Here is a 21,313-nt window from a genome sequence, read left to right as displayed (position 1 = left end):
AGTCGCGGATCTTCACGTCACTCACCCCGTGGCCGGCGGTCCCGCTCCTCCCGCCGGCGGGCGCCCGAGCAGTTTGTCGATGCTGCGGCGCTCGCGTTTGGTGGGACGTCCCGCGCCCCGAGCCCGGACGGCCACCGTCACGGCCTCCTCGCGCGGAGGGGGCGGAGGGCTCTTGTCGACGTAGCACTCGGCGGCCACGGGGGCGCCGACGCGCTTGGTGATGACGCGGGAGACGACCACGACGCGTTCGCGCCCCTCGAGTCGCAGCCGGACCTCGTCGCCGGCCCGGACGACGTGCGCGGGCTTGACCCGCACCCCGTTGACCCGGACGTGACCGCCCCGGCAGGCGTCGGACGCGATCGAACGGGTCCTGGTCAGCCGTACCGACCAGATCCAGATGTCCACCCGCGCACTCACCTGCTCACCCGGCACCCCGCCACTCTACTGAGACCGGCGCGTGCCGACGTGCGAGCGCGGGCTTGGTCGATGCTGGGCACGTCGAGGTCGATGGCGGCCGAGCCGTCAGCGGGCGTCAAAACACAAGGTGGCGATGCGGCACTCCGTACGGGTGGCAGGACGGGCATGGGGAATCGCGCTGCCGCGAAGAAGCACCATTCCCCTCCATGGCAGGTCCACGGTTACCGGTAGCCCCTGCGTCACCCGCGCCACGGGGGATGTGGGCGTCTATCGCATGGGCCCAGGTGACAGGACCCTCGCCGCGGTGGCCGTCTTCTACGGCGGCCGGCTGCCGGCCACCGACATTTTCCGATCGGCCGACTCGAGCCGACGCTGTCGCCGACCTCGCGGATCATCGGGCATGTGCTCTTCCCCGTCGGAGACAACGACCACGTCGTCCCTTCCGGACAGCAACGAGAGATCGCGGACGCGCTGCGCGAGACCGACGTGCGTCACGAGGTCGTCGTCTCTCCAAGCGGCGGCTCCGCGTGTACTGGAGCGCACGCGCCCCCGGGTCGGCTCCTCAGGGCCGGGGGCACGTGCGTTTCACGGGGTCACGTGTAGAGGAAGTAGTAGCGGTACCGGCTCTCCCACACGCACGAATAGCCCTCCCACCAGCCCTGGGCGACGCCGTGGCTTCCGATTCGCTGGCACTCCGAGTAGTCCCTGAAAGCGCCGACCAAGCTTGCGGCTTGCGCCGGGGTGGCGCCGATCGTTGACGACACTCCAAGGACCATGACGGCCGAGATGAGAACAGCGCGTGCCTTTCGCATTCGTCCTCCTGCGACTGGGGAGATCATGACGGTGGACATTATCACTCAACTACGCGCCAGAGAGATTGTCACGTCCGGCTCGGTCGCGGGGAAGAGCGTGAAACTTTCACCGGCCTTCTCGTGGAACGAGACATGTTTCACGGGTGTTTACCGCCGGTAACGCCGCCGTTGCCTCCGAGATCGGCTGACTACCGGCAATCTCTGCCGTTGTCAATTCGGGGCTGGGCGGCCTTGAAAGACCTCGTGGGTACGTATCCGACTGCCTGTGCATGCCATAGGTGATCTGAGACCCTAATCGCACTTCGTGTCCATAAAGCACGATTTATGCCGCGTTCCCTGTTCGATTAGAGCGATACAACGAAAATTTTGACCATCGTCACGACGTGTCATATCGTCGCCCCGCCCATATCGATGTGAGCCGCGACACTCGAGCAGGACGTTGTTCTCGCAGCGCTACGGTCGCGTGCTGGTCGCGGCCGCCCCGGCGCCGGAGGAGACATGGACGGCCACCACGGACGCGGCGATCATCCGACCAACGGAGTCGCACCATGCAAGCTCGAATCACCAAGGCAATGATCGTCGGCATGGCGATGACCATGCTGGCCGCCGTCGGTGTCTCAGCGGTCTTCGCGCCACCGGCTCACGCCGCGCAGGTGATCACTGATATCTCTTACGCGCCCGCGCAGCCGGCCGGCAGCAGGGGGCACATGCTGGACCTATATCTGCCGTCCACCGGCATCACGCCCCGGCCGCTGCTGATCTGGCACAGTGGCTCCGCGTGGTCGAGCGACGACGGCAAGACCGGCGCGGACGCGATCGCGGCCGTCTTCAATCCTCTTGGTTTCGCCGTGGCCGGCGTCAGCGTCCGGTCCAGCGCTCAAGCGATCTTCCCGGCCCAGGTGCACGACATCAAGGCGGCCATCCGCTGGCTGCGCGCGAACGCCGCCACGTACCAGATCGACCCCAATCGCATCGCGATCATGGGTGACTCCTCGGGCGGCTGGCTGACGGAGATGGCCACCCTGTCCGGCGGCGTGGCGGCGCTGGAGGGCACCATCGGCACGACCGGCGTCTCCAGCGCCGTGCAGGTGGGACTCGCCTTCTACAGCCCGACCGACTTCCTGCAGATGAACGCGCAGAACCTGCCGACCGGCGGGCTGGACCACAACTCTCCCGCCTCCCCGGAATCCCTCCTGGTCGGCTGCCCGATCCAGACCTGTCCGGCCACGGTGGCCCAGGCCAATCCGATGACCTACGTCGACAGCAACGACCCGCCGCTGATGTTCCTGCACGGCCAGGCCGACTTCCTGGTGCCGCACGGGCAGAGCGTCCTTCTCTACAACAAAATCAAGGCCCAGTGCGGCGACGCCACGTTCATCTCGGTGCCCGGAGCGGATCACATGATGCCCCAGGTCATGGACCCTGCCCACTACGGCACGCAGACGGTCCGCACCACCACCGACTGCACCGAGACCGTCGGCACCGGCACGTTGAACCCCACCTGGGCCAACTTCGCCACCTTCCTGCGCGGCGGGCTCAAAATGGGCACCTCCTGCGAGGTCACCTACGCCCGCGGCTCCGGGAGCGGCACTTTCAACGGCAGTGTGACCATGAGGAACACCGGCACGACCCCCATCGACGGCTGGACCGTGACGTGGACCTGGCCGGGCAACCAGCAGATCACAAGCGCCTGGAGCGCCACGGTGACCCAGTCCGGCACCCAGGTGACCGCACGCGACCTCGGCTACAACTCCTACATCGGCCCCGGCTCCAGTCAGAGCTTCGGCTTCACGGCGAGCTTCACCGGCACGAACGGCATTCCGGCCCAGTTCAAACTCAACGACATCGCCTGCACGACAGTGCCCGCCTGAGACGACGCGCGCGCCGGGCCTGAGCCGAATGGCGACGGCCCGGCGTCGTTCTCCCGCCGTCCGGATCGCGGCCTATTGCATTCGGGAAACCGCGACGTGAAGCGGAAAAGCGATGTCCAAATTCAAACACGATCCGTCCGGCCTCGATCACGTAATGTCGCTGACCAGATCGCGGGCTTTCATATTGCTTCACCCGAGGGCCGCCCCTATCCTTGCCCGTGGCGGCTCGCCGGCTTATTCCACGCTTGCAGTGACCGGCCGGGAGTCACGTGATATCCCGGGACCCGAATAAACCGGGTAAGCCGCCTTCTCCTGTCGAAGGCCGTTGTCCGGGATCGTCGATGAGTTAGGGGACGTGTGCGTACATCCAACATGTTCGTCAGGAGCCTCGGCGTCTATGTGCCTGACAGCGTGAGCGTCGAGCGGGCGGTTCGTGAGGGCTGGTACCCGGCCGACGAGGCCGAGAAGTTCCAGCAGATCGGCGCGGCGGTGGCCGGCGACATGCCCGCGCCCGAGATGGCGCGGCTCGCGGTCCTGGACGCGTACGACCGCTGGGGTGAGTCCTCCCCGCGCGATCTCGACCTTCTGCTCTACCCGTCGGTTTGGCACCAGGGCCCGAACGGTTGGCAGCCCCAGCACTACTTGCAGATGCACCTCCTCGGCGGGAACGTGCCGGCGTTCGAGATCCGGAGCGGCTGCGTAGGGATGATCAGCTCGCTCGAGCTGGCGGCGAGCTACCTGCAGGCCGACGCCGACCGGGAGACGGCCATGGTCGTCTCCTCGGACAACCACGGCACCCCGCTGGTGGACCGCTGGCGGATGACCCCCGGAGCGCTGATCGGCGACGCCGCGGCCGCGCTCCTCCTCGGCAAGGAGTACGGCATGGCCGAGCTCCTGTCGGTGAACGCGACGGTGATCCCGGAGGCCGACGCGGTCAACGACGGCGCCTACCCCCTGTTCCCCCCGGACGCCACCGTCGGCAGGGGGCTGAGCTTCGGAGACCGGCACGAGGAGTTCCGCCAGCGGCTGCTCCAGAGGCAGGGAACCGGGATCCACCTGACGATTCAAAAAACGATGATGCAACAGGTCGAAAAGACCTTGGACGAGGCTGGGATCGGACTCGCCGACATCACACGGGTGGCATTCCCGCACGGCCGTCGCGAGGACCTGGACGGGCAGATGTCCTGGCTGGGCGTCGACGAAGACCAGACCACCTGGGACTACGGGCGGCGCGTCGGCCACTGCGGCGCGGTGGACCAGTTCATCGCCTTCGAGCATCTGATCGCGACCGGCGGGCTCGTAGCCGGCGATCACCTGCTCATGGTCGGGTTCGGCTCCGGAACGTCCGTCGCCGCTGCGGTGTTCAGGGTCCTTTCCACCTCTCCCGTCAAGAGAGGAGCACGCGCATGACCGAGATCACCCAGAGGCTGATCGACTACATCCAGGAGAACCTCGTCCTGGAGGGCGACGACATCAAGGTCGACGAGACGACCCCGCTCCTTCAGTCGGGTCTCCTGGACTCCCTGCGGACGGCGCGGCTGCTGAACTTCCTCCGGAGGGACATCGGCGTCCCGATCCCCGCCGCGAAGCTCGACCCCGAGAACTTCAAGGACGTCCTGACCATCGTGGCGATGGTCAGAGAACTCGAATCCGTCTAGCGGAGCGAGGGCAGAGTCATGCAGTGGGCGGACACGTACATCAGCGGAGTGGGAGCCTTCCTCCCGCGGACCGTCGTCAGTGTCGAGAAGGCCGTCGCCAAAGGCTGGTACCCGGCTGAAGAGGCCGAACTGCACAACCTGGCGGGGACGGCGGTGGCCGGTGACCTGCCGGCTCCGGAGATGGCCCTGCACGCGGCGCAGAGCGCGCTCAAGCGCAGCGGGCGGGCACCGGCCGACCTGGATCTCCTCCTGTACGCCTCGACGTGGCACCAGGGACCGGACGGCTGGCCCCCGCACTCCTACCTGCAGCGTCATCTGGTCGGCGGGGACGTCCTGGCCACCGAGATCCGGCAGGGCTGCAACGGGATGTTCATCGCCCTGGAACTCGCGGCCGGCTACCTGGGCGCCGCTCCCGGCCGGCAGGCCGCCCTGCTGGTCGCCTCCGACAATTACGGCACGCCGCTGATGGACCGGTGGCGGATGGGCCCCGGCTACATAGGCGGGGACGCCGCCAGCGCGCTCGTGCTCACCAAGGAGGCGGGTTTCGCGCGCCTGATGTCGGTCTGCACCACGACAGTGGCCGAGGCCGAGGAACTGCACCGGGGCAGCGAACCCCTGTTCCCCCCGGGCGTCACGGTCGGGCGCCGGATCAGCTTCGCGGCCCGGAACGAGCAGTTCCGGCAGCAGGTCATGCCCAAGGGCGAGGCCACCTCGGCGCTGTTCAACATCCAGCGGGCCCTCATGGAGGTCGTCGAGCGCGCGCTGGACGAGAGCGGAATCAAGGCCGGCGATCTCACCCGGGTGGCGTTCATGAACTACTCCGAAGAGATCGTCGAACAGCGGTGCATGGCCGTGCTCGACCTGCCCATGTCACGCTCGACCTGGGATTACGGCCGCACCATCGGCCACTGCGGGGCCAGCGACCAGGTCCTTTCCCTCGATCACCTGCTCATGACCGGGCAACTGCGCCCCGGCGACCACATGCTGATGCTCGGCACAGGGCCGGGAGTGACCGTCTCCAGCGCCGTGATCAAGATGCTCGATCTTCCTCAATGGGTCGGAAATCGAAGGGAAATGAACGCAGATGGTCGATAGTCCGCGCGGAGCCCGGGTGGAACCAGTGGCGGTGATCGGGATCGGATGCCGTCTTCCCGGCGACGCCCACTCACCGGACGAGTTCTGGGACCTGTTGTGCGACGGCCGGAACACGACCCGATCGCTGCCCGCCGAACGCTGGCGCCGGTACGAGAACCGGAGCCCCGAATACGCCGCCGCGCTGCGCGGCGCCGTGCGTCACGGCAGCTTCCTGAGCGACATCGAGGGCTTCGACGCGGAGTTCTTCGGCCTGTCGCCCCGCGAGGCCGAGTTGATGGACCCGCAGCAGCGGATCCTGATGGAGACCGCGTGGGAGGCCCTGGAGAACGCCGGCCTGCCGCCGCACGAGCTGGCCGGCACCGACGCCGGGGTGTTCATGGGGGTCTGCACCGCCGACTACGGGGGCCGCCTCCTGGAGGACCTGCCCCAGATCGAGGCGTGGACCGGGATCGGCGCCGCGACCTGCGCCGTCGCCAACCGCATCTCCTACTCCCTGGACCTGCGCGGGCCAAGCATGGCGATCGACACCGCCTGCTCGGCGTCGCTGGTCGCGCTGCACCTGGCCGCGCAGAGTCTGCGGCTCGGCGAGAACGACGTCGCCCTCGCCGGCGGCGTCAACCTGCTGGTCTCCCCGGGCCAGACCCTCACGCTGGGCACGGCCGGAGCCCTGGCCCCCGACGGGCGGTCCAAGTCGTTCGACGCTTCGGCCGACGGCTACGGACGCGGCGAGGGCTGCGGCGTGGTCGTGCTCAAGCGGCTGTCCGACGCGCGGCGCGACGGCGACCGGATCCTCGCGCTCGTCATCGGCAGCGCCGTGAACCAGGACGGGCACACCAACGGCATCATGGCGCCGTGCGGGGAGGCTCAGGAACACGTGATGATCCGGGCCTGCCGGCAGGCGGGCGTCGAGCCGTCCACCGTCGACTACATCGAGGCGCACGGCACCGGGACCCGGCTCGGCGACCCGCTGGAGGCGGGGGCGCTCTCCTCCGTGTACGGCACGCGGCGGCCCCCCGGCGACCCGTGCCTCATCGGCTCGGTCAAGTCCAACATCGGTCACCTCGAAGGCGCCGCCGGCATCGCCGGCGTCATCAAGGCGGTGCTCGCCCTCGACCGGGGTGAGATCCCCCCGAGCGTGCTGAACAGCCCGAACCCGGCCATCCCGTGGGAGACCTCGGGCCTTCGCGTGGTGACCGAGCGGTCGGCCTGGCCCGAGCGCGACCACCCCCGCCGGGCGGGCGTCTCCAGCTTCGGGTACGGCGGCACGGTCGCGCACATCGTGCTGGAGCAGGCTCCTCCGGCCCAGCCGGTGCCCCGGGACGAGGAGACGGGAGAGCGGCTGTTCCCGCTGTCGGCCGCGTCGGAGCAGGCTCTGCGGCAGTACGCGGGCAGGCTCGCCGACCACTTCGAGAAAGGGCTCGACCTGGCGTCGGCGGGGCACACGCTGGCGCTGCGGCGCACCCATCTGCCCCGTCGCGCCGTCGTGATCGGGGCGGACGGGGACGAGCTCGCGGCCGGCCTGCGCAGGCTCGCGGACGACGTACCGGCCGAGGCCGTCCTCACCGGGGACGTGCTGCCCGAGCTCGGTCCCGGTCCGGTCTGGGTCTTCTCCGGGCAGGGATGCCAGTGGCGCGGGATGGGGCGGGAGCTGCTCGCCGTGCCGGAGTTCGCGTCCCTGGTCGACGAGGTGGCGCCGATCTTCGCTGAGGAGATCGGCTTCTCTCCCCGGCAGGTCCTGGCCGACGGCGATCTCGACACGATCGACCGCGTGCAAACCATGATCTTCGTGATGCAGCTGGGCCTCGCCAGGCTGTGGAACGCGTACGGGGTCGCTCCGAAGGCCGTCATCGGCCACTCCGTCGGTGAGATCGCGGCGGCGGTGACGGCCGGCGCGATGACCGTCGCCGACGGCGCCCGCCTGATCTGCCGCCGCTCGCGGCTGCTGCGTCAGGCCGAGGGCAAGGGGGCCATGGTGATGGTCGACCTGTCCTTCGAGGAGGCGGCCGACAGGCTGGCCGGCCGTACCGACCTGGTGGCGGCGATCTCGTCGGCGCCCGGCTCCACCGTGCTGGCCGGCGACGTCGCCGCGGTCGAGGTGGTGGTGAACGAGTGGCCGGCCGAGGGCATAGTGGTGCGGCGGGTGGCGTCGGACGTCGCCTTCCACAGCCCGCACATGGATCCTCTGGCCGTCGAACTGGCCGCCGCCACCACCGATCTCTCGTTCGGCGCACCCCGCATCCCCATGTACACGACCGCGCTGGCGGACCCCCGGTCCACGCCCGTCCTGGACAGCGCGTACTGGGCGGCGAACCTCCGGGAGCCCGTGCGGCTGGCCGCGGCGACGACGGCTGCGGCGCAGGACGGCTACCGTGTGTTCCTGGAGATCTCTCCCCACCCCGTGGTCGCGCACTCCGTCACCGAGACGCTCTCGGAGAACGGGTTCGAGGACGTTTTCGTCGGCACGTCACTGCGCCGCAACCAGCCGGAGCTACAGACCTTCCTCATCGCGGTGGGCACGGCGCACTGTCACGGCGTCGATGTGGACTGGAGCCGGCTGCAGCCGTCCGGCGGCCTGACCGATCTGCCGCCGTACGCCTGGCAGCACCGCCGCCACTGGCGCGAGTCCTACAACGAGGAAGGCAACGGAGGGCATGACGTGCACTCTCACACCCTGCTCGGAGCCGGGACCAGCCTCGCGGGCAGCCGTACCCGGGTGTGGCGGACCTGCTTGGAGGACGCCAACCGGCCCTACCCGGGCAGCCACGCCCTCAACGGGGTCGAGATCGTGCCCGCCGCCGTGCTGGTCAACACGTTCCTGCACGCGGTCGAGGACGAGGACGTCACGCTCACAGACGTGGAGATGATGCATCCGCTGATGACCGCGCAGCGCAGGCAGATCCAGGTCGTGCACGAGCCTCCGGCGATACGGCTCGCGGCCCGTACGCCGGCCGGCCCCGACGAGCCCGAACCAGCCTGGCTGGTGCACGTCACCGCGGACGTGGCCGCTCCGGGACAGGTGAAGCCCGACGTGCTGCCGGACGCCGGTGGTCTCACCCCGATGGACCCCGGCTTCGTGCACAACCGGCTGGCCACCGTCGGCGTGCCCTCGACAGGCTTCGACTGGACGATCGAGACGCTGCTGAGCGGAGACGGCGTGCTGCGGGCCACGGTCCGCACCGAGAAACCGGGGGGCTGGGCTTCGGCTCTGGACGCGGCGATGTCCGTGGCGCCCTGCGTGTTCCCCGGCGATCCGGTGCTGCGCATGGTGGTGCACATCGACGAGGTGGTGCTGACCGGGACGCCGCCAACAACGGTGATCATCGACGCGGCAGTGGACCCGGCCGCCGACGACACCGTGCGAGCGCTGGTGGCCGACCTGGACGGCCGGGTGGTGGGACACCTCTCGGGGCTCCGCTATCCGGTGATCGACGCGCCCGCCCCGGACGAGGAGGATTTCCGGCAGCCCGCGGAGTCGTTCGGCGGCCTGGCGCCCGAGGTCCTGCACGAGCGCGTCCTGCCCGAGGTCTGCGCGGAGATCGCGGCCGTGATGAGGCTGGCCCCCGAGGACCTGGCGATCCGGCGTCCCCTTGTCGAACAGGGGCTGGACTCGGTGATGACCGTCATGGTCCGGCGGCGCCTGGAGAAGCGCTTCGGCTGCCGTCTCCCCACGACCCTGCTGTGGCAGCAGCCCACCATCTCCGCGATCGCGAATCACCTGGTGGAGCTTCTCTCGACTTCGAAACAGGACGCGGCGGCGGAGACCGTTCCCGAGAGCATGCCCGCGATCGGGGGATGAGGCCGCCGGCCGGGCGGCCCGAGGGACGATCCCCTCGGGCCGCCCGGCTGTCGTCGTCGGCTCTGGTTCCGACGGCTCAGCGGTTGGTCCACAGGTGCCAGACCTTGATGCACTACGCACTACAGGACAACTACCTGGAGTGACAGGCTTGACTGCCGTCCGGGAGCGCCCGTGCGCTCTCGTGGCAGCGGCCGTCCCGGGACGCCGGCCGCTCGTGGCGATCGGCGTCCGTGGAAGCGAGGCGGCGCCGCCGGCCCCCGGCTCTGGATCAGCGTGCGCTGGTCCCCTGCAGGATGCGGTCGACCACGTCGGCGGCCGAGTAGTCGTCCGGCAGACCGCTGAGGAAGCCGGTGTCCTGGCCGAGAGTGAGCAGCGGGGGCTCGAGATAACCGTCCGGACGGCGCTGTCCGAGACCGATCGCGGCCAGCAGCCCGTTGCACAGGCACCGGCGCCCGGCGGTCTCCTCCACGCGACCGCCCTTGCGGACGTAGGTCTCCACTGGTTCCGCCGGGCAGCGGTAGCCGACCGCGCCGTCCGGCTTCTGATAGGGCGTGCGCAGGTGGCCCAGATCGCACAGCCGGGGCCGCTCCGCGTGGACGCCGGCATCGGACAGCGTGCCGGGCACCTGGGCGACCTTGAAGGGAAAACCGGCAGGGGATGCCTGCGGGTCGTTGCGGACCTCCAGGGCGCCGTCGGCGGCGTCGCGCAGCAGTCGCCGCCTCAGCTCGTCGTCCAGGCCCGACTCCCGGCACAGCGCGAACGCCGACCCCACCTGGATCCCGGCGGCTCCCGTCTCCAGCGCTCTAACGAGCCCGTCGGGCGTGCCGTACCCACCGGCGAGCCAGAACGGCAGGCTGAGCGCCGCGACCTTGCCGAGGTCCACCTCGTCACGCGGGCCGTACACGGGTTCGCCCGCCTCGTTTAGCCGCACCCGGCCGCGCGGCGGCGCGCTGTGACCGCCCGCCGCCGGAGACTCGATCACGAACCCGTACGGCCTGGTCACGGCCGAGCGCGCGAGGTAGGCGGCCAGGACGTGCGAGGAGACGATCGCCAGCAGCCGGGGCCGTGCCAGAGGCGCGAACGACCGGCCGAGCAGTGCCACCGGGTCGAGGCCGACCGTGTGCGGCGTCTCGCCCCCCGTCACGGTCACCGAGATCTCCGCATTCCGTTGCGCCGCGAGATCGTCGAGCAGCCGCGGGATCTCCGCCGGGATGCCGGCGCCCATCAGCACGTAGTCGACTCCGGCGAGCATGGCCCCATAGACCGCGGCCGGCGTGGCCATCTGAATCTTCTCCAGATAGTTGACCCCGATCAGACCGTCGTGCCCCTCCTTCGCCAGCAGGACCTCGGCGAAGTTGGCGACCACGGCCAGCTCGTCCGCGGCCTGGCCGCGCCGCAGCCCCAGACGCGGCACCGGCCGGTACGGCCTGTCGCCGACGGCCCCGCCGGTGACGAAGTAGCGGGCCAGGACCCGCTCGGCGATCTCGGGGACCGGAAAACGGGCCAGCGCACGGCGCAGATGCCCTCCGGGATCCCCCTGCTGCAGCCGGCGGGCCAGCGTGACGTCGAGCGCCGTGCCCGACACCACGCCGAGCTGACCGGTGCCCGCCACCGCACGGGCCAGCCTCCACCCGGACACCCCCACGCCCATCCCGCCCTGTATCAACACGGGCGGCGCCGCCCCCGCGGACCCGGTCCGCGCTGTCGGGAATCCTTCCGTACCGCCATCGGCGTCGGACAACCCGCATCCCCCCAAAGTCCCAGGTTCTCGCCTATGGCCCGCCGGCGGCGGGGCCGATCAGGAGTCCACCACGGCCCGAGAGGGGGCTGTAGTGACGAAGGTCCCCCGGCAGACGGGCCGCCGGTCCCCTCCTGCCCCGTGGGGGCGTCAGCGGCCGAGGCGTGCGGTCGCCTCGCGCACGGCGACCGGCGGGGGCGGAGCGGCCGGGAGCGGCCCTCGGCGCGCACGGTAGACGACGTACGGGCGCCACAGATAGGCCAGCGGCGCCGACCAGACGTGCACGAGCCGCGTAAAGGGCCACAACGCCAGGAACAGGAAGCCGCCGATGGCGTGCACCTGGTAGACCAACGGCGCGCCGATCATCAGGTCTCTACGCGGGGAGAACCAGAACACACTGCGGAACCAGACCGCGATCGTCTCCCGATAGTCGTACCCGTCACCGAGCAGGTTGACGGCGACCGTGGCGGTCATCCCGAACGCGATCATGGCTGTCAGCGCGAGGTAGAGCACCCTGTCCATCGAGGTGGTCCTGCGCCGCACCCGCCCGTCGATGAAGCGGCGGACGATGAGCAGCACCAGCCCCGCGACGAGCATGGCCCCGGTCAGCGTGCCACCCCAGACCGCGGTCAGGTGGTAGAGGTGCTCGGGGATCCCCAGCGCCGCGGTCACCGAGGCCGGCACCAGCAGCCCCACGGCGTGCCCGCCGATGACCCCGAACGCGCCGAGGTGGAACAGCGGCGACCCGAGGCGGAGGATCCGGCTCTCCAGCAGCTGGCTGGTGTGCGTGGTCCAGCCGAACTGGTCGTGGCGCCACCGCCAGACGTGGCCGCCGACGAACACCGCCAGGCACAGATACGGCAGGACGATCCAGACGACGGTGTTCATCGGGCCTCCGACGGGGAGCAGGTGGGGTAGGGAGCGAGACCGACGCCACCCGGAAAGTCCAGGCCGACGGACTCGACGGGCGGGCCGTCGAGGGCCAGTTCCGCGACGGCCTTCCGGTCGGCGTCGGTCAGCTCGGGCAGGATCGCGGTGACGGCGTCGAGGAGCAGGCGGTACGGCGTGCCGAGGTCGGCGAGAGCGGCGCGCAGCAGTTCGATGCCCCGCCGGTGCTGGCGCAGCGGCGCCTCCCCCTCGCCGGGGCCGACCGTGGCGGCGAACTCGAGCACGATCGGCAGCAGGTCGGGCAGTTCACCGGCGGCCAGCCGCAGGCCGTGGGCGCGGTAGCGCTGCTTGAGGATGAGCAGCGCCATCCCCCGCTTGCGGGTGTCGCCGTGTAGGTAGTACGTCAGGTACAGGCCGGATCGGCGGCGCAGGTCGAAGGTCTGCACGTAGTGCCGCTGCACGTCGATGGGCGCGGTGCCGGTCAGCCAGGCGAGGAACTCCTCGACCTGCCCGCGCGGCCACGGGTGCTCGATCAGGGCGGCGGCGCCGCGCAGCTCGTCGTGGGCGCCGAGCAGATCGGCGTCCGGGTAGGTGAGCAGCACCGACGCGAGCCGGAACAGCCGGGTCCGGTCGGCCGCCGTCACCAGGGCGGCGTCGATCGGCGGCACGATAACAGGCGCGGTCATGGGCGTGCTCATCGACGTGGTCGTCGGCATGGTCATGACCGCCCCCTCCGCACCGGGTCGACGGACAGGCCCGTCCGCCCGTCGGACCGCCGCGACGTGAGCCCCCGCCGGCCGGCGTGCACGTCGTCGCCGCCGCTGACGAGGTGGAAACGCTCCGCGGCGGCCGGCTCGGACCCGCCCATGCCCGGGCCGCCCTCGCAGTCGAGCGAGCAGCCGCCCGCAGAGGCCGCCTGCGCCTCAAGGGCGGCGGCGTCCTTGCCGTACGCGGCCGGGATGACATACCGCTCGTCGTACTTGGCGATCGCGAGCAACCGGTACATCGACTCGACCTGCTCGGCGGTCATCCCGATGCCGTCCAGCAAGCCCTGGGCGACCGTGCCGTCCAAGGTGCGGGCCCGCATGTACGACCGCATCGCGGCCAGTTTCATCAATACCCCGGCGGCGGCGTCGGCGTCACCGGCGGTGAACAGTTCTGCGAGGTACTCCACCGGGATGCGCAGGTCGCGGATGGTGTGGAAGACGTCGTCGGCGTCGGTGTCGTCGCGGCCCGCGGCGCCGGCCGCGTCGAGCACCGGCGACAGCGGCGGGACGTACCAGACCATCGGCAGCGTCCGATACTCCGGGTGCAGCGGCAGTGCGATCCGATACTCGCCGATCAGCCGCCACACCGGGGACAGCCGCGCGGCCTCGACCCACTCCTCCGGCATGCCGGCGTCGCGGGCGGCCTGTTGCACGGCAGGGTCGTGCGGGTCGAGGAAGACGTCACGCTGGGCGTCGAGCAGATCGCGCTCCTCCTTCACCGACGCGGCGGCGAGGACGGCGTCCTCGTCGTAGAAGACGATGCCGAGGTAGCGCAACCGCCCCACGCAGGTCTCGGAGCAGATGGTGGGCTGGCCGGCCTCGATACGCGGGAAGCACAGGGTGCATTTCTCGGCCTTGCCGGTGGCGTGGTTGACGTACACCTTCTTGTACGGGCACGCCGACACGCACATCCGCCAGCCCCGGCATTTGTTCTGGTCAACCAGGACGATGCCGTCCTCCTCCCGCTTGTACATGGCGCCGGAGGGGCACGCCGACACACAGGCCGGGTTGAGGCAGTGCTCGCAGATGCGCGGAAGGTGGAACATGAAGGTCTTCTCGAACTCGAACCTGACCTTCGCCGCGGCCTCGGCGGGCATCCGGGCGATGTTGGGGTCGCGGCCGGCCCGCTCGTGCGCGCCACCGAGGCCGTCCTCCCAGTTCGCTCCCCACTCCACGGCGGCCGGCTCACCGGTCAGCGCGGAGTACGGCCGCTTGACCGGCGTGTCGGTGAGGCCGCCGGGTGCGCTCACCAGGATGTCCTTGTCGAACGTGACCGGCTCGTAGTAGTCGTCGATCGACGGCAGGTCCGGGTTGGCGAAAATGCGCGCCAGCCGCTTCACCCGGCCTCCGGATCGCAGGGTCAGCCGACCCTTGCCGTCGAGCTGCCACCCCCCGTGCCAGCGATCCTGGTCCTCGTAGTGCTTGGGATATCCGATGCCGGGTTTGGTCTCGACGTTGTTGAACCAGACGTACTCGGTGCCCTCGCGGTTGGTCCAGGTCTGCTTGCAGGTGACGGAGCAGGTGTGACAACCGATGCACTTGTCGAGGTTCATCACCATCGCGACCTGCGCGCGGATCCTCATCAGTACTCCACTTCCTGGGCACGGCGGCGGATCACCGTGATCTCGTCGCGCTGGCTGCCGATCGGGCCGTAGTAGTTGAAGGCGTAGGTGAGCTGGGCGTGCCCGCCCGCGAGGTGGGTGGGCTTGACCAGCAGCCGGGTCATCGAGTTGTGGTAGCCGCCGCGCCGGCCGCTCTTCTCGGCCTTGGGCACGTTCACCGTCCGCTCCGGCGAGTGGTATTGGAACACCGTGCCCTCGGGCATCCGGTGGCTGACGACGGCACGGGCGACGACGACGCCGTTGCGGTTGTGCGCCTCGATCCACTCGTTGTCCCTGACACCGATCTTCGCGGCGTCCTCCACGCTCATCCAGATCACCGGCCCGCCCCGGGACAGCGCGAGCATCAGCTCGTTGTCGTGGTACATCGAGTGGATCGACCACTTGGCGTGCGGGGTCAGGAACCGGACCGTCACGCCGCCGTCGACGAGCTCGCCGGGCTTGCCGAAGTGGCGCGCCATGTTCAGCGGCGGGCGGAAGGCGGGAAGTTGCTCGCCGAGCTCGGCGACCCAGTCGTGCTCGACGAAGAAGTGCTGCCGCCCGGTGAGGGTGTGCCAGGGCTTCGACCGTTCGACGTTGAGGGTGAACGGCGAGTAGCGGCGGCCGCCCTTCTCCGACCCGGACCACTCGGGGCTGGTGAACACCGGCTGCGGTGCGGCCTGGGTGTCCGGGTAGGAGATGTGGTCGGTCTCGTGGCCCTCGATCAGGTCGACGAACCGCTGACCGGTGCGCGCTTCCAGGGCGGCGAAGCCGGCGGCGGCCACCCGTCCGTTGGTCGTGCCGGACAGCGCCAGGATCGCCTCGCACATCCGGTCGGCGGTTGCGAGCGACGGGCGTCCGGCGAACGGGCCGTCGGCGACGACGCCGTTCTGGTGGGCGAGATACTCGATCTCCGGGGTGACGTCGACGGTGATCGCCTTGGTGGTGGTGCCGAGGGTGTCGAGCAGCGGGCCCACCGCGCGCATCTTGGCGCCGATCAGCGTGTAGTCGCGTTCGATCTCGACGAGCTTCGGCATCGTCACGCCGGGCACGGGCGGGCACTCCCCCGCTTTCCAGTCCCGCACCCGGCCACCGGGCGTCGCGAGCTCGTCGGGCGTGTCGTGCTGCAGCGGAACCGCGAGGACGTCACGGCGTACGCCGAGGTGGGTGGCCGCGAGCTCGCTGAACCGGTCGGCGAGGGCGAGGAAGGTGTCGTAGTCGGTGTGCGCGTCCGCCGGCGGCTCGACGGCCGGGCTGAACGCGTGCACGAACGGATGCATGTCCGTGGTCGAGATGTCGTGCTTCTCATACCAGGTGGCGGCCGGCAGGACCACGTCCGCGTGCAGCCCGGTGTTGGTCATCCGGAAGTCGATCGCGGTGAGCAGGTCCAGCTTCCCGGTCGGCGCCTCGTTGCGCCAGACCACGTCGCGGGGCCGCCGGCCGGGGTCGCACTCCTGCGCGGCGGCGAGGGAGTCCACACCGAGCAGGTGCCGCATGAAGTACTCGTTGCCCTTGCCGGAGGAGCCCAGCAGGTTGGCCCGCCACAGCGTGAGGCAGCGGGGGAAGTTCGCGGGGTCATCGGGGTCATCGGCGACCGCCTTGAGCCGTCCGGCTGTCAGTTCGTCCACGATGTGCTGCTGGACGCTGTGGCCCTTCTCGGCCGCCTCGTCGGTGAGGTCGAGGGGGTTGCGGTTGAACGCCGGGTGGCCGGGGCTCCAGCCCATCCGCTGGGCGGCGGCGATCGTGTCCGCGAACGTCATGCCGCTGAACCGGCCGGTGCCCAGCGGCGAGGACAGCTCGTCGGCGGGCACCCGCTCGTAGCGCCACTGGTCCGTGTGCAGGTACCAGTACGGCGTGGCGGCCTGGTGGCGCATCGGGCGCTGCCAGTCGAAGGCGAACGACATGTGCTGCTGGCCGGTCAGCGGTCTGGCCTTCTCCTGACCGACGTAGTGGGCCCAGCCGCCGCCGTTGACGCCCTGGCAGCCGGTCAGGGTGACGAGCGAGATGAAGGCCCGGTACGTCATGTCGGAGTGGAACCACTGGTTGGCCCCGGCGCCGAGGACGATCAGGGAGCGGCCCCGGCTGCGTTCGGCGTTACGCGCGAACTCGCGGGCGATCCGGGCGGCGAGCGCGCCGGGAACCCCGGTGATGTTCTCCTGCCAGGCGGGGGTGTTGGGCTCGCCGGCGTCGTCGTACCCGGCCGGCCAGCTGCCGGGCAGGTCGCCGCGGCGCACGCCGTACTGCGCCATGAGCAGGTCGAACACGGTCGTGACGAGGTGGCCGCCCATCCGCGTGACCGGGACGCCCCGGCGCATCGTGGCGCCGCCTTCGGTGTCTCCGACGTCGAACCGGGCCAGCTCGACCTCGACGGCGTCGCCGGTGAGTCCGAGCAGGCCGAGCGCAGGCACCACCTCGCCGAGGTCGAGGTTCCACCGGCCGGCGTCCCGCTCGCCGTAACGGAACCCGAGCGAGCCGTTCGGCACGACCGGCTCGCCCGTACGCTCGTCGACGAGCACCGTCTTGTGCGCCGCGGCCCGGTCCGGGTCGTCGTTCCGGTCATCGTCCTCGCTGAGGTCCTGCGCGGTGAGGAAGCGGTCGGGGGTCCAGACGCCGTTGTCACGCCGCCGCAGCGTGACGAGGAACGGCAGGTCGGTATAACGGCGGACATAGTCGGTGAAGTAGGGCACCTCGCGGTCGCGGAAGAACTCGGTGAGGATCACGTGTCCCATGGCCATCGCCAGGGCGCCGTCGGTGCCGGGGTGTGGCGCGAGCCAGTCGTCGGCGAACTTGACGTTGTCGGCGTAGTCGGGGCTCACCGCGACGACCTTGGTGCCCCGGTAACGGGCCTCCGCGAGGAAGTGCGCGTCCGGCGTCCGGGTCACCGGAATGTTGGAGCCCCACATCATCAGGTAGGTGGAATTCCACCAGTCGCCCGCCTCGGGCACGTCTGTCTGGTCGCCCCAGATCTGCGGGGACGCCACCGGCAGGTCCGCGTACCAGTCGTAGAAGCTCAGCAGGGTGCCGCCCAGCAACGCGTGGTAGCGGGTACCGGCGGCGAACGACGCCATCGACATCGCCGGGATCGGCGAGAACCCCACGACGCGGTCCGGGCCGTACGTCTTCGTCGTGTAGACGTGGGCGGCGGCCGTCATCGTGATCGCCTCGTCCCACGAGGCGCGCACGAATCCGCCGCGGCCCCGCCGGGTCTTGTACACGCGTGCCTTCGTCGGGTTCTCGACGATGTCGGCCCAGGCAAGCACCGGGTCGCCGAGGCGCCTCAGCGACGCGCGGAACATCTCGGCCAGCTCCCCGCGCACGTACGGGTGCCGCACCCGAGACGGCGAGTACTCGTACCAGGAGAACGACGCCCCACGCGGACAGCCGCGCGGCTCGTAGTCCGGCGCGTCCGGACCCGTCGTCGGATAGTCCGTGGCCTGGTGCTCCCAGGTGATGAGGTCGTCCTTGACGAACACGTTCCACGAGCACGAGCCGGTGCAGTTCACGCCGTGTGTCGACCGGACCACCCGGTCGTAGCGCCATCGGTCCCGGTAGAACGTCTCCCAGGCGCTCCGGTCGATCTGGTGCAGCGTCCGCCCGCTGTCGCCGACCGTCTCCTTCGTCAGGAAACGACGTGCGGCCAGCAGCGGAGCCGCACCGGGCACCGAGTCCGTAGCGGGAGTACCGGTGGCGTCCTGGGGCGGGCGTGATGACACGGCGGTGCACTCCTTCGAGGGGAACACGGGGATGCGGCGCACAGCGCGGCGCACATCCCAGGCTCCTCCGACGCCGGGTCACCCGGCAGGTGCCGGCCGTCCCTGCCGGCCGGGACCTTGGTCCTGTAATGATCGAGCGCCCCGCGATGACCGGCAGGGCTCGGTGGCCGGTTCAGCCGCCCGAAGGCGGCAACAGCGTGCCGACCCGGGCCCGGACCTTCTCGACGGCCTCCCACTCATCCGTGCTCAGGCCGACCAGCGCCGCCGGGAACACCCCGTCCTGCTCCTTGAGGATGTGGGAGCGCAGGAGGTTCAGTATGTCCAGGAGCCTGAGGGGCCAGCCCGGGTCGGCGGGCGTGCCGTCGGCTGCCTCGCGCAGGACCGCCTCGATGCGCCGGTGCTCGGCTTCCAGCCCGGCGACATGATCGGGGAAGTCCTCGGCCAGTGCGGGGAACAGGCCGTACTCCTCGACCTCCATGTGCGGGCCGAGCACCGCGGCGATCCGTCCGGCGACCGCGCCCATCGTGTCCACGTCGCCCGCGGTGTGCGCCGTGCGCGCGTCCCCGATCAGGTCGACCACCAGGTCGTGCTCACGGGTCAGTTCGCCGATCGTGGTCACGGCCTGGCAGCCGCAGTACTCACACATGTGCCTTCGATCCTTCGGCCAGACCCGGTCCGAGCGCGCGGCGAGCCGTCCGGATGACGGCGGTGGTGTCCAGCAGCAGGGCGGCCAGCGCGACCAGGGCCAGCAGCGCCAGCCCCAGGGCGTAGGTGCCGTACCGGCCGTAGACGAAGCCCATGAGCAGTGGCGGTACGAAGCCGCCCAGGCCGCCCGCGGCGCCCACGATCCCGGTGACCGAGCCGACCTTGTTCGCCGGAGCGAGCAGCGCCACCAGGGCGAACGTCGCGCCGCTGCCGGCGCCGAGCGCGGCGGCCATGGACAGGAACGCGACCGTACCGACAGGTGCCAGCGCGGGCGTGAACGCCTGGACGGCGGCACCGGCCACGACGACGAGCAGCGTCCCGGCGAGCACCCCGGTCGGCGGGAACCGGTCGGACAGCCACCCGCCCACCGGGCGCATCACCACCGCCAGCAGCACGAATCCGGCCATCCGGTTGGCGGCATCGGCCTGCGCCAGTCCGTACGCGGTCTTGAGGTAGGCGGGCAGGTAGACCGAGAACGCCACATATCCGCCGAACGCCACCGCGTACAGCGCCGAGGCCTGCCACGTCATCCGCAGCCGCAGCGTGGCCGCCAGCCGATGGGCCAGCGACTCGGCCGGCACCGTCCGGCCAGGCGCGTCCCGCAGCAGCAGGGCCGCCACCACCGCGTACGCGGCGAGCACGGCGGCGGTGACCGCGAACGGGGTCGCGGTGCCGCCCGCGTCGGTCAGCCTTACCGTTGTCAACGCGCTGATGGCGGTGCCGCCCATGCCCGCACCGAACACGCCGACGGCGAGGCCGCGCCGCGTGGGCGGGAACCAGGCGTTGACGAACGGCACGCCGATCGCGAAGGCCGTGCCGCCGACGCCGAGGAAGAAGCCGCCGGCCAGCAGCCCGGCCAGCGATGTCTGCCCGGCCAGCCCCAGATAGAGCACCGGCACGACGGTGGCCAGCGACACCAGCGGGAACATGACCCGGCCGCCGTACCGGTCCGTCAGCGCACCGACCGGGATGCGGCCCAGCGACCCGACCACCACCGGCACCGCCACCACCAGCGCCTGCTGGAAGGGGCTCAGGTGCAGGGCCTCCTTGAACTTCGGCGCCAGCGGGCTGAGCAGCGCCCAGGCCCAGAAGTTGATCGCGAAACCGACGGTGGCCAGGATCAACATCAACGCCGGACGGCCGGCGGCCGGTCGGGCGTCCGGATGCCGGGCAGGCGCGTCCCCCGCACTCATGGTTGCCTCCACTGTGTGTCGCTCCAGGCGCGGTGACCGGAGATGTCACCGCCGCGCTCACACAGCGTCCCCGGCTGCTTGATCAACGGGACAGGGACCTTGGACCTCTCCGTACGGGCCCCGTGTCACCCCTCAACGCCGCCGGGGCCGGCCACGAGGACCGGGCCGCGTCCGCCGACCCGGCTTCCCCGCGCGCTCACCGATCGAGGCCGTCACGCCGCCGATCACTGGGATGCCCTCGGGAAGTTCCAGGAGTTCGGCTTCCTCTACGGTGGGCGGTCGTACAGAGACGCTGTCAGTAAACTCACGCTCCGGGTAGCCGAGGTCGGCGAGCAGGGCCGGCGCGCCCCCTCGGATACGTCCTCAACGGCTGAGCGCGGTGCCAGCGGTCCAGCTGTGCGGGTAGTACGACCAGGACACCTAGACGGGTTCCTCGTCGCCCAGCATCAACCGGTGTCGCAGTACAGGCCGCTTCTCCCCCAGCTCGGCCTCGACGGCCGCCAGGAGCGGAACAACCGCCGCATGGACGCCGCGCTGACAGCCTGACGTGGCCCACGTTGGCCCACAACCAGCGAGATGAGCGGATCGATCGACGCATTGAGACGACCCTCAAAAAGTGATTAACCGGTCCACAACAGGGCTACACTCCGTGAGCGCTAATGGAAACGGGCGGATCTCGATGTCAGAAGATCCGCCCATTTTGATACTTCACGTGGTCGGCTGCGAAGATCGTGCACAGCTACCAAACGCGACCTTTATCGCATTGGTTCGGTGAGGATCATCGTCGCCGACCTGGGCCTTCCTCGTGCTATATACCAGGCGCACCAGCGAGCGGATCGAAGACGCCGAGCAGACCTAGAACGGTGAGGCTCAACCCCGTCATAGTGACAAAGGCCCCGCCTACCCAGGCGAGCACAGTGAGGCGGTCTCCTCCACAGAGGTTAGCAGCTATCCCGGCAGCCATGCCTATATTGGCGCCGAACTGCACAGCGATGACTATCCAGAGAACTGGGGGGGATTGCACACGAAACTCCCGGTCATATGACCCGGGGATTTCTCTGT

At 70.2% G+C, this 21,313-nt stretch carries 14 protein-coding genes; 5 read left to right on the top strand and 9 right to left on the bottom strand.

The annotated features are described in order from the left end of the window. Positions 1-21: 21 nt before the first annotated feature. Together HHX37_RS14040 and HHX37_RS36665 are read right to left on the bottom strand one after the other, a co-directional pair. Positions 22-432 carry an RNA-binding S4 domain-containing protein gene (locus HHX37_RS14040; RefSeq protein WP_182885645.1) on the bottom strand — a complete coding sequence of 137 codons (411 nt, stop codon included), beginning with the start codon at positions 430-432 and terminating at the stop codon, positions 22-24. Between the two features lie 578 nt (positions 433-1,010). Next, on the bottom strand, positions 1,011-1,139 hold the full coding sequence (locus HHX37_RS36665; RefSeq protein ID WP_259402696.1) for a hypothetical protein: 129 nt from the start codon (positions 1,137-1,139) through the stop codon (positions 1,011-1,013). 638 nt (positions 1,140-1,777) lie between these two features. On the opposite strand from HHX37_RS36665, the gene HHX37_RS14030 reads away from it, so the two are divergent. The 5 genes from HHX37_RS14030 to HHX37_RS14010 all read left to right on the top strand — a co-directional run bounded on the left by HHX37_RS14030 (position 1,778) and on the right by HHX37_RS14010 (position 9,649). After that, positions 1,778-3,100: a cellulose binding domain-containing protein gene (locus tag HHX37_RS14030; protein ID WP_138462654.1), complete on the top strand. Its 1,323-nt coding sequence runs from the start codon at positions 1,778-1,780 to the stop codon at positions 3,098-3,100. A 357-nt stretch (positions 3,101-3,457) separates the two neighbouring features. Then, the gene (locus tag HHX37_RS14025) at positions 3,458-4,510 is read left to right on the top strand and encodes a ketoacyl-ACP synthase III family protein (RefSeq protein WP_244302346.1); all 1,053 of its coding nucleotides are present in this window, start codon (positions 3,458-3,460) and stop codon (positions 4,508-4,510) included. Continuing rightward, complete coding sequence (locus HHX37_RS14020) at positions 4,507-4,758, top strand: acyl carrier protein (protein WP_111700718.1); 252 nt, start codon at positions 4,507-4,509, stop codon at positions 4,756-4,758. The genes HHX37_RS14025 and HHX37_RS14020 overlap by 4 nt, the downstream gene beginning before the upstream one ends. An 18-nt stretch (positions 4,759-4,776) precedes the next feature. Then, positions 4,777-5,853 (top strand): ketoacyl-ACP synthase III family protein, encoded by a 1,077-nt coding sequence (locus HHX37_RS14015; protein ID WP_182879902.1) that lies wholly within the window; start codon positions 4,777-4,779, stop codon positions 5,851-5,853. Between the two features lie 16 nt (positions 5,854-5,869). Then, positions 5,870-9,649, top strand: a complete 3,780-nt coding sequence (locus tag HHX37_RS14010; protein ID WP_310740368.1) for a type I polyketide synthase — start codon at positions 5,870-5,872, stop codon at positions 9,647-9,649. A 268-nt stretch (positions 9,650-9,917) separates the two neighbouring features. Here the strand turns inward: HHX37_RS14010 and HHX37_RS14005 are convergent, their stop codons facing one another. The 7 genes from HHX37_RS14005 to HHX37_RS13975 form a co-directional block, all read right to left on the bottom strand. Next, positions 9,918-11,318 (bottom strand): nitronate monooxygenase, encoded by a 1,401-nt coding sequence (locus tag HHX37_RS14005; protein WP_310740367.1) that lies wholly within the window; start codon positions 11,316-11,318, stop codon positions 9,918-9,920. Between the two features lie 219 nt (positions 11,319-11,537). Further along, positions 11,538-12,275, bottom strand: coding sequence for a respiratory nitrate reductase subunit gamma (narI, locus tag HHX37_RS14000; protein WP_182885643.1), 738 nt, complete (start codon positions 12,273-12,275; stop codon positions 11,538-11,540). Beyond that, the gene (narJ, locus tag HHX37_RS13995) at positions 12,272-12,997 is read right to left on the bottom strand and encodes a nitrate reductase molybdenum cofactor assembly chaperone (RefSeq protein ID WP_259406412.1); all 726 of its coding nucleotides are present in this window, start codon (positions 12,995-12,997) and stop codon (positions 12,272-12,274) included. Before narJ ends, narI begins: the two co-directional genes overlap by 4 nt. Next, entirely contained in the window at positions 12,994-14,625 is a 1,632-nt protein-coding gene (gene narH, locus HHX37_RS13990) for a nitrate reductase subunit beta (RefSeq protein WP_182885642.1), read from the bottom strand. The genes narJ and narH overlap by 4 nt, the downstream gene beginning before the upstream one ends. After that, a complete protein-coding gene (locus HHX37_RS13985) occupies positions 14,625-18,353 on the bottom strand; it encodes a nitrate reductase subunit alpha (protein ID WP_310740366.1) in 3,729 nt (1,242 codons plus the stop codon). The genes narH and HHX37_RS13985 overlap by 1 nt, the downstream gene beginning before the upstream one ends. 172 nt (positions 18,354-18,525) lie before the next feature. After that, positions 18,526-18,999, bottom strand: coding sequence for a hemerythrin domain-containing protein (locus tag HHX37_RS13980; protein ID WP_182885641.1), 474 nt, complete (start codon positions 18,997-18,999; stop codon positions 18,526-18,528). Next, positions 18,992-20,251 (bottom strand): MFS transporter, encoded by a 1,260-nt coding sequence (locus HHX37_RS13975; RefSeq protein WP_220502836.1) that lies wholly within the window; start codon positions 20,249-20,251, stop codon positions 18,992-18,994. The genes HHX37_RS13980 and HHX37_RS13975 overlap by 8 nt, the downstream gene beginning before the upstream one ends. Positions 20,252-21,313: the final 1,062 nt, after the last annotated feature.

Source organism: Microbispora sp. H10885 (assembly GCF_014161415.1).
GTDB classification, from domain to species: Bacteria; Actinomycetota; Actinomycetes; order Streptosporangiales; family Streptosporangiaceae; genus Microbispora; species Microbispora triticiradicis.
Note: the sequence above shows the minus strand (reverse complement) of the source record. Positions and strands in the feature narration are given on the sequence as shown.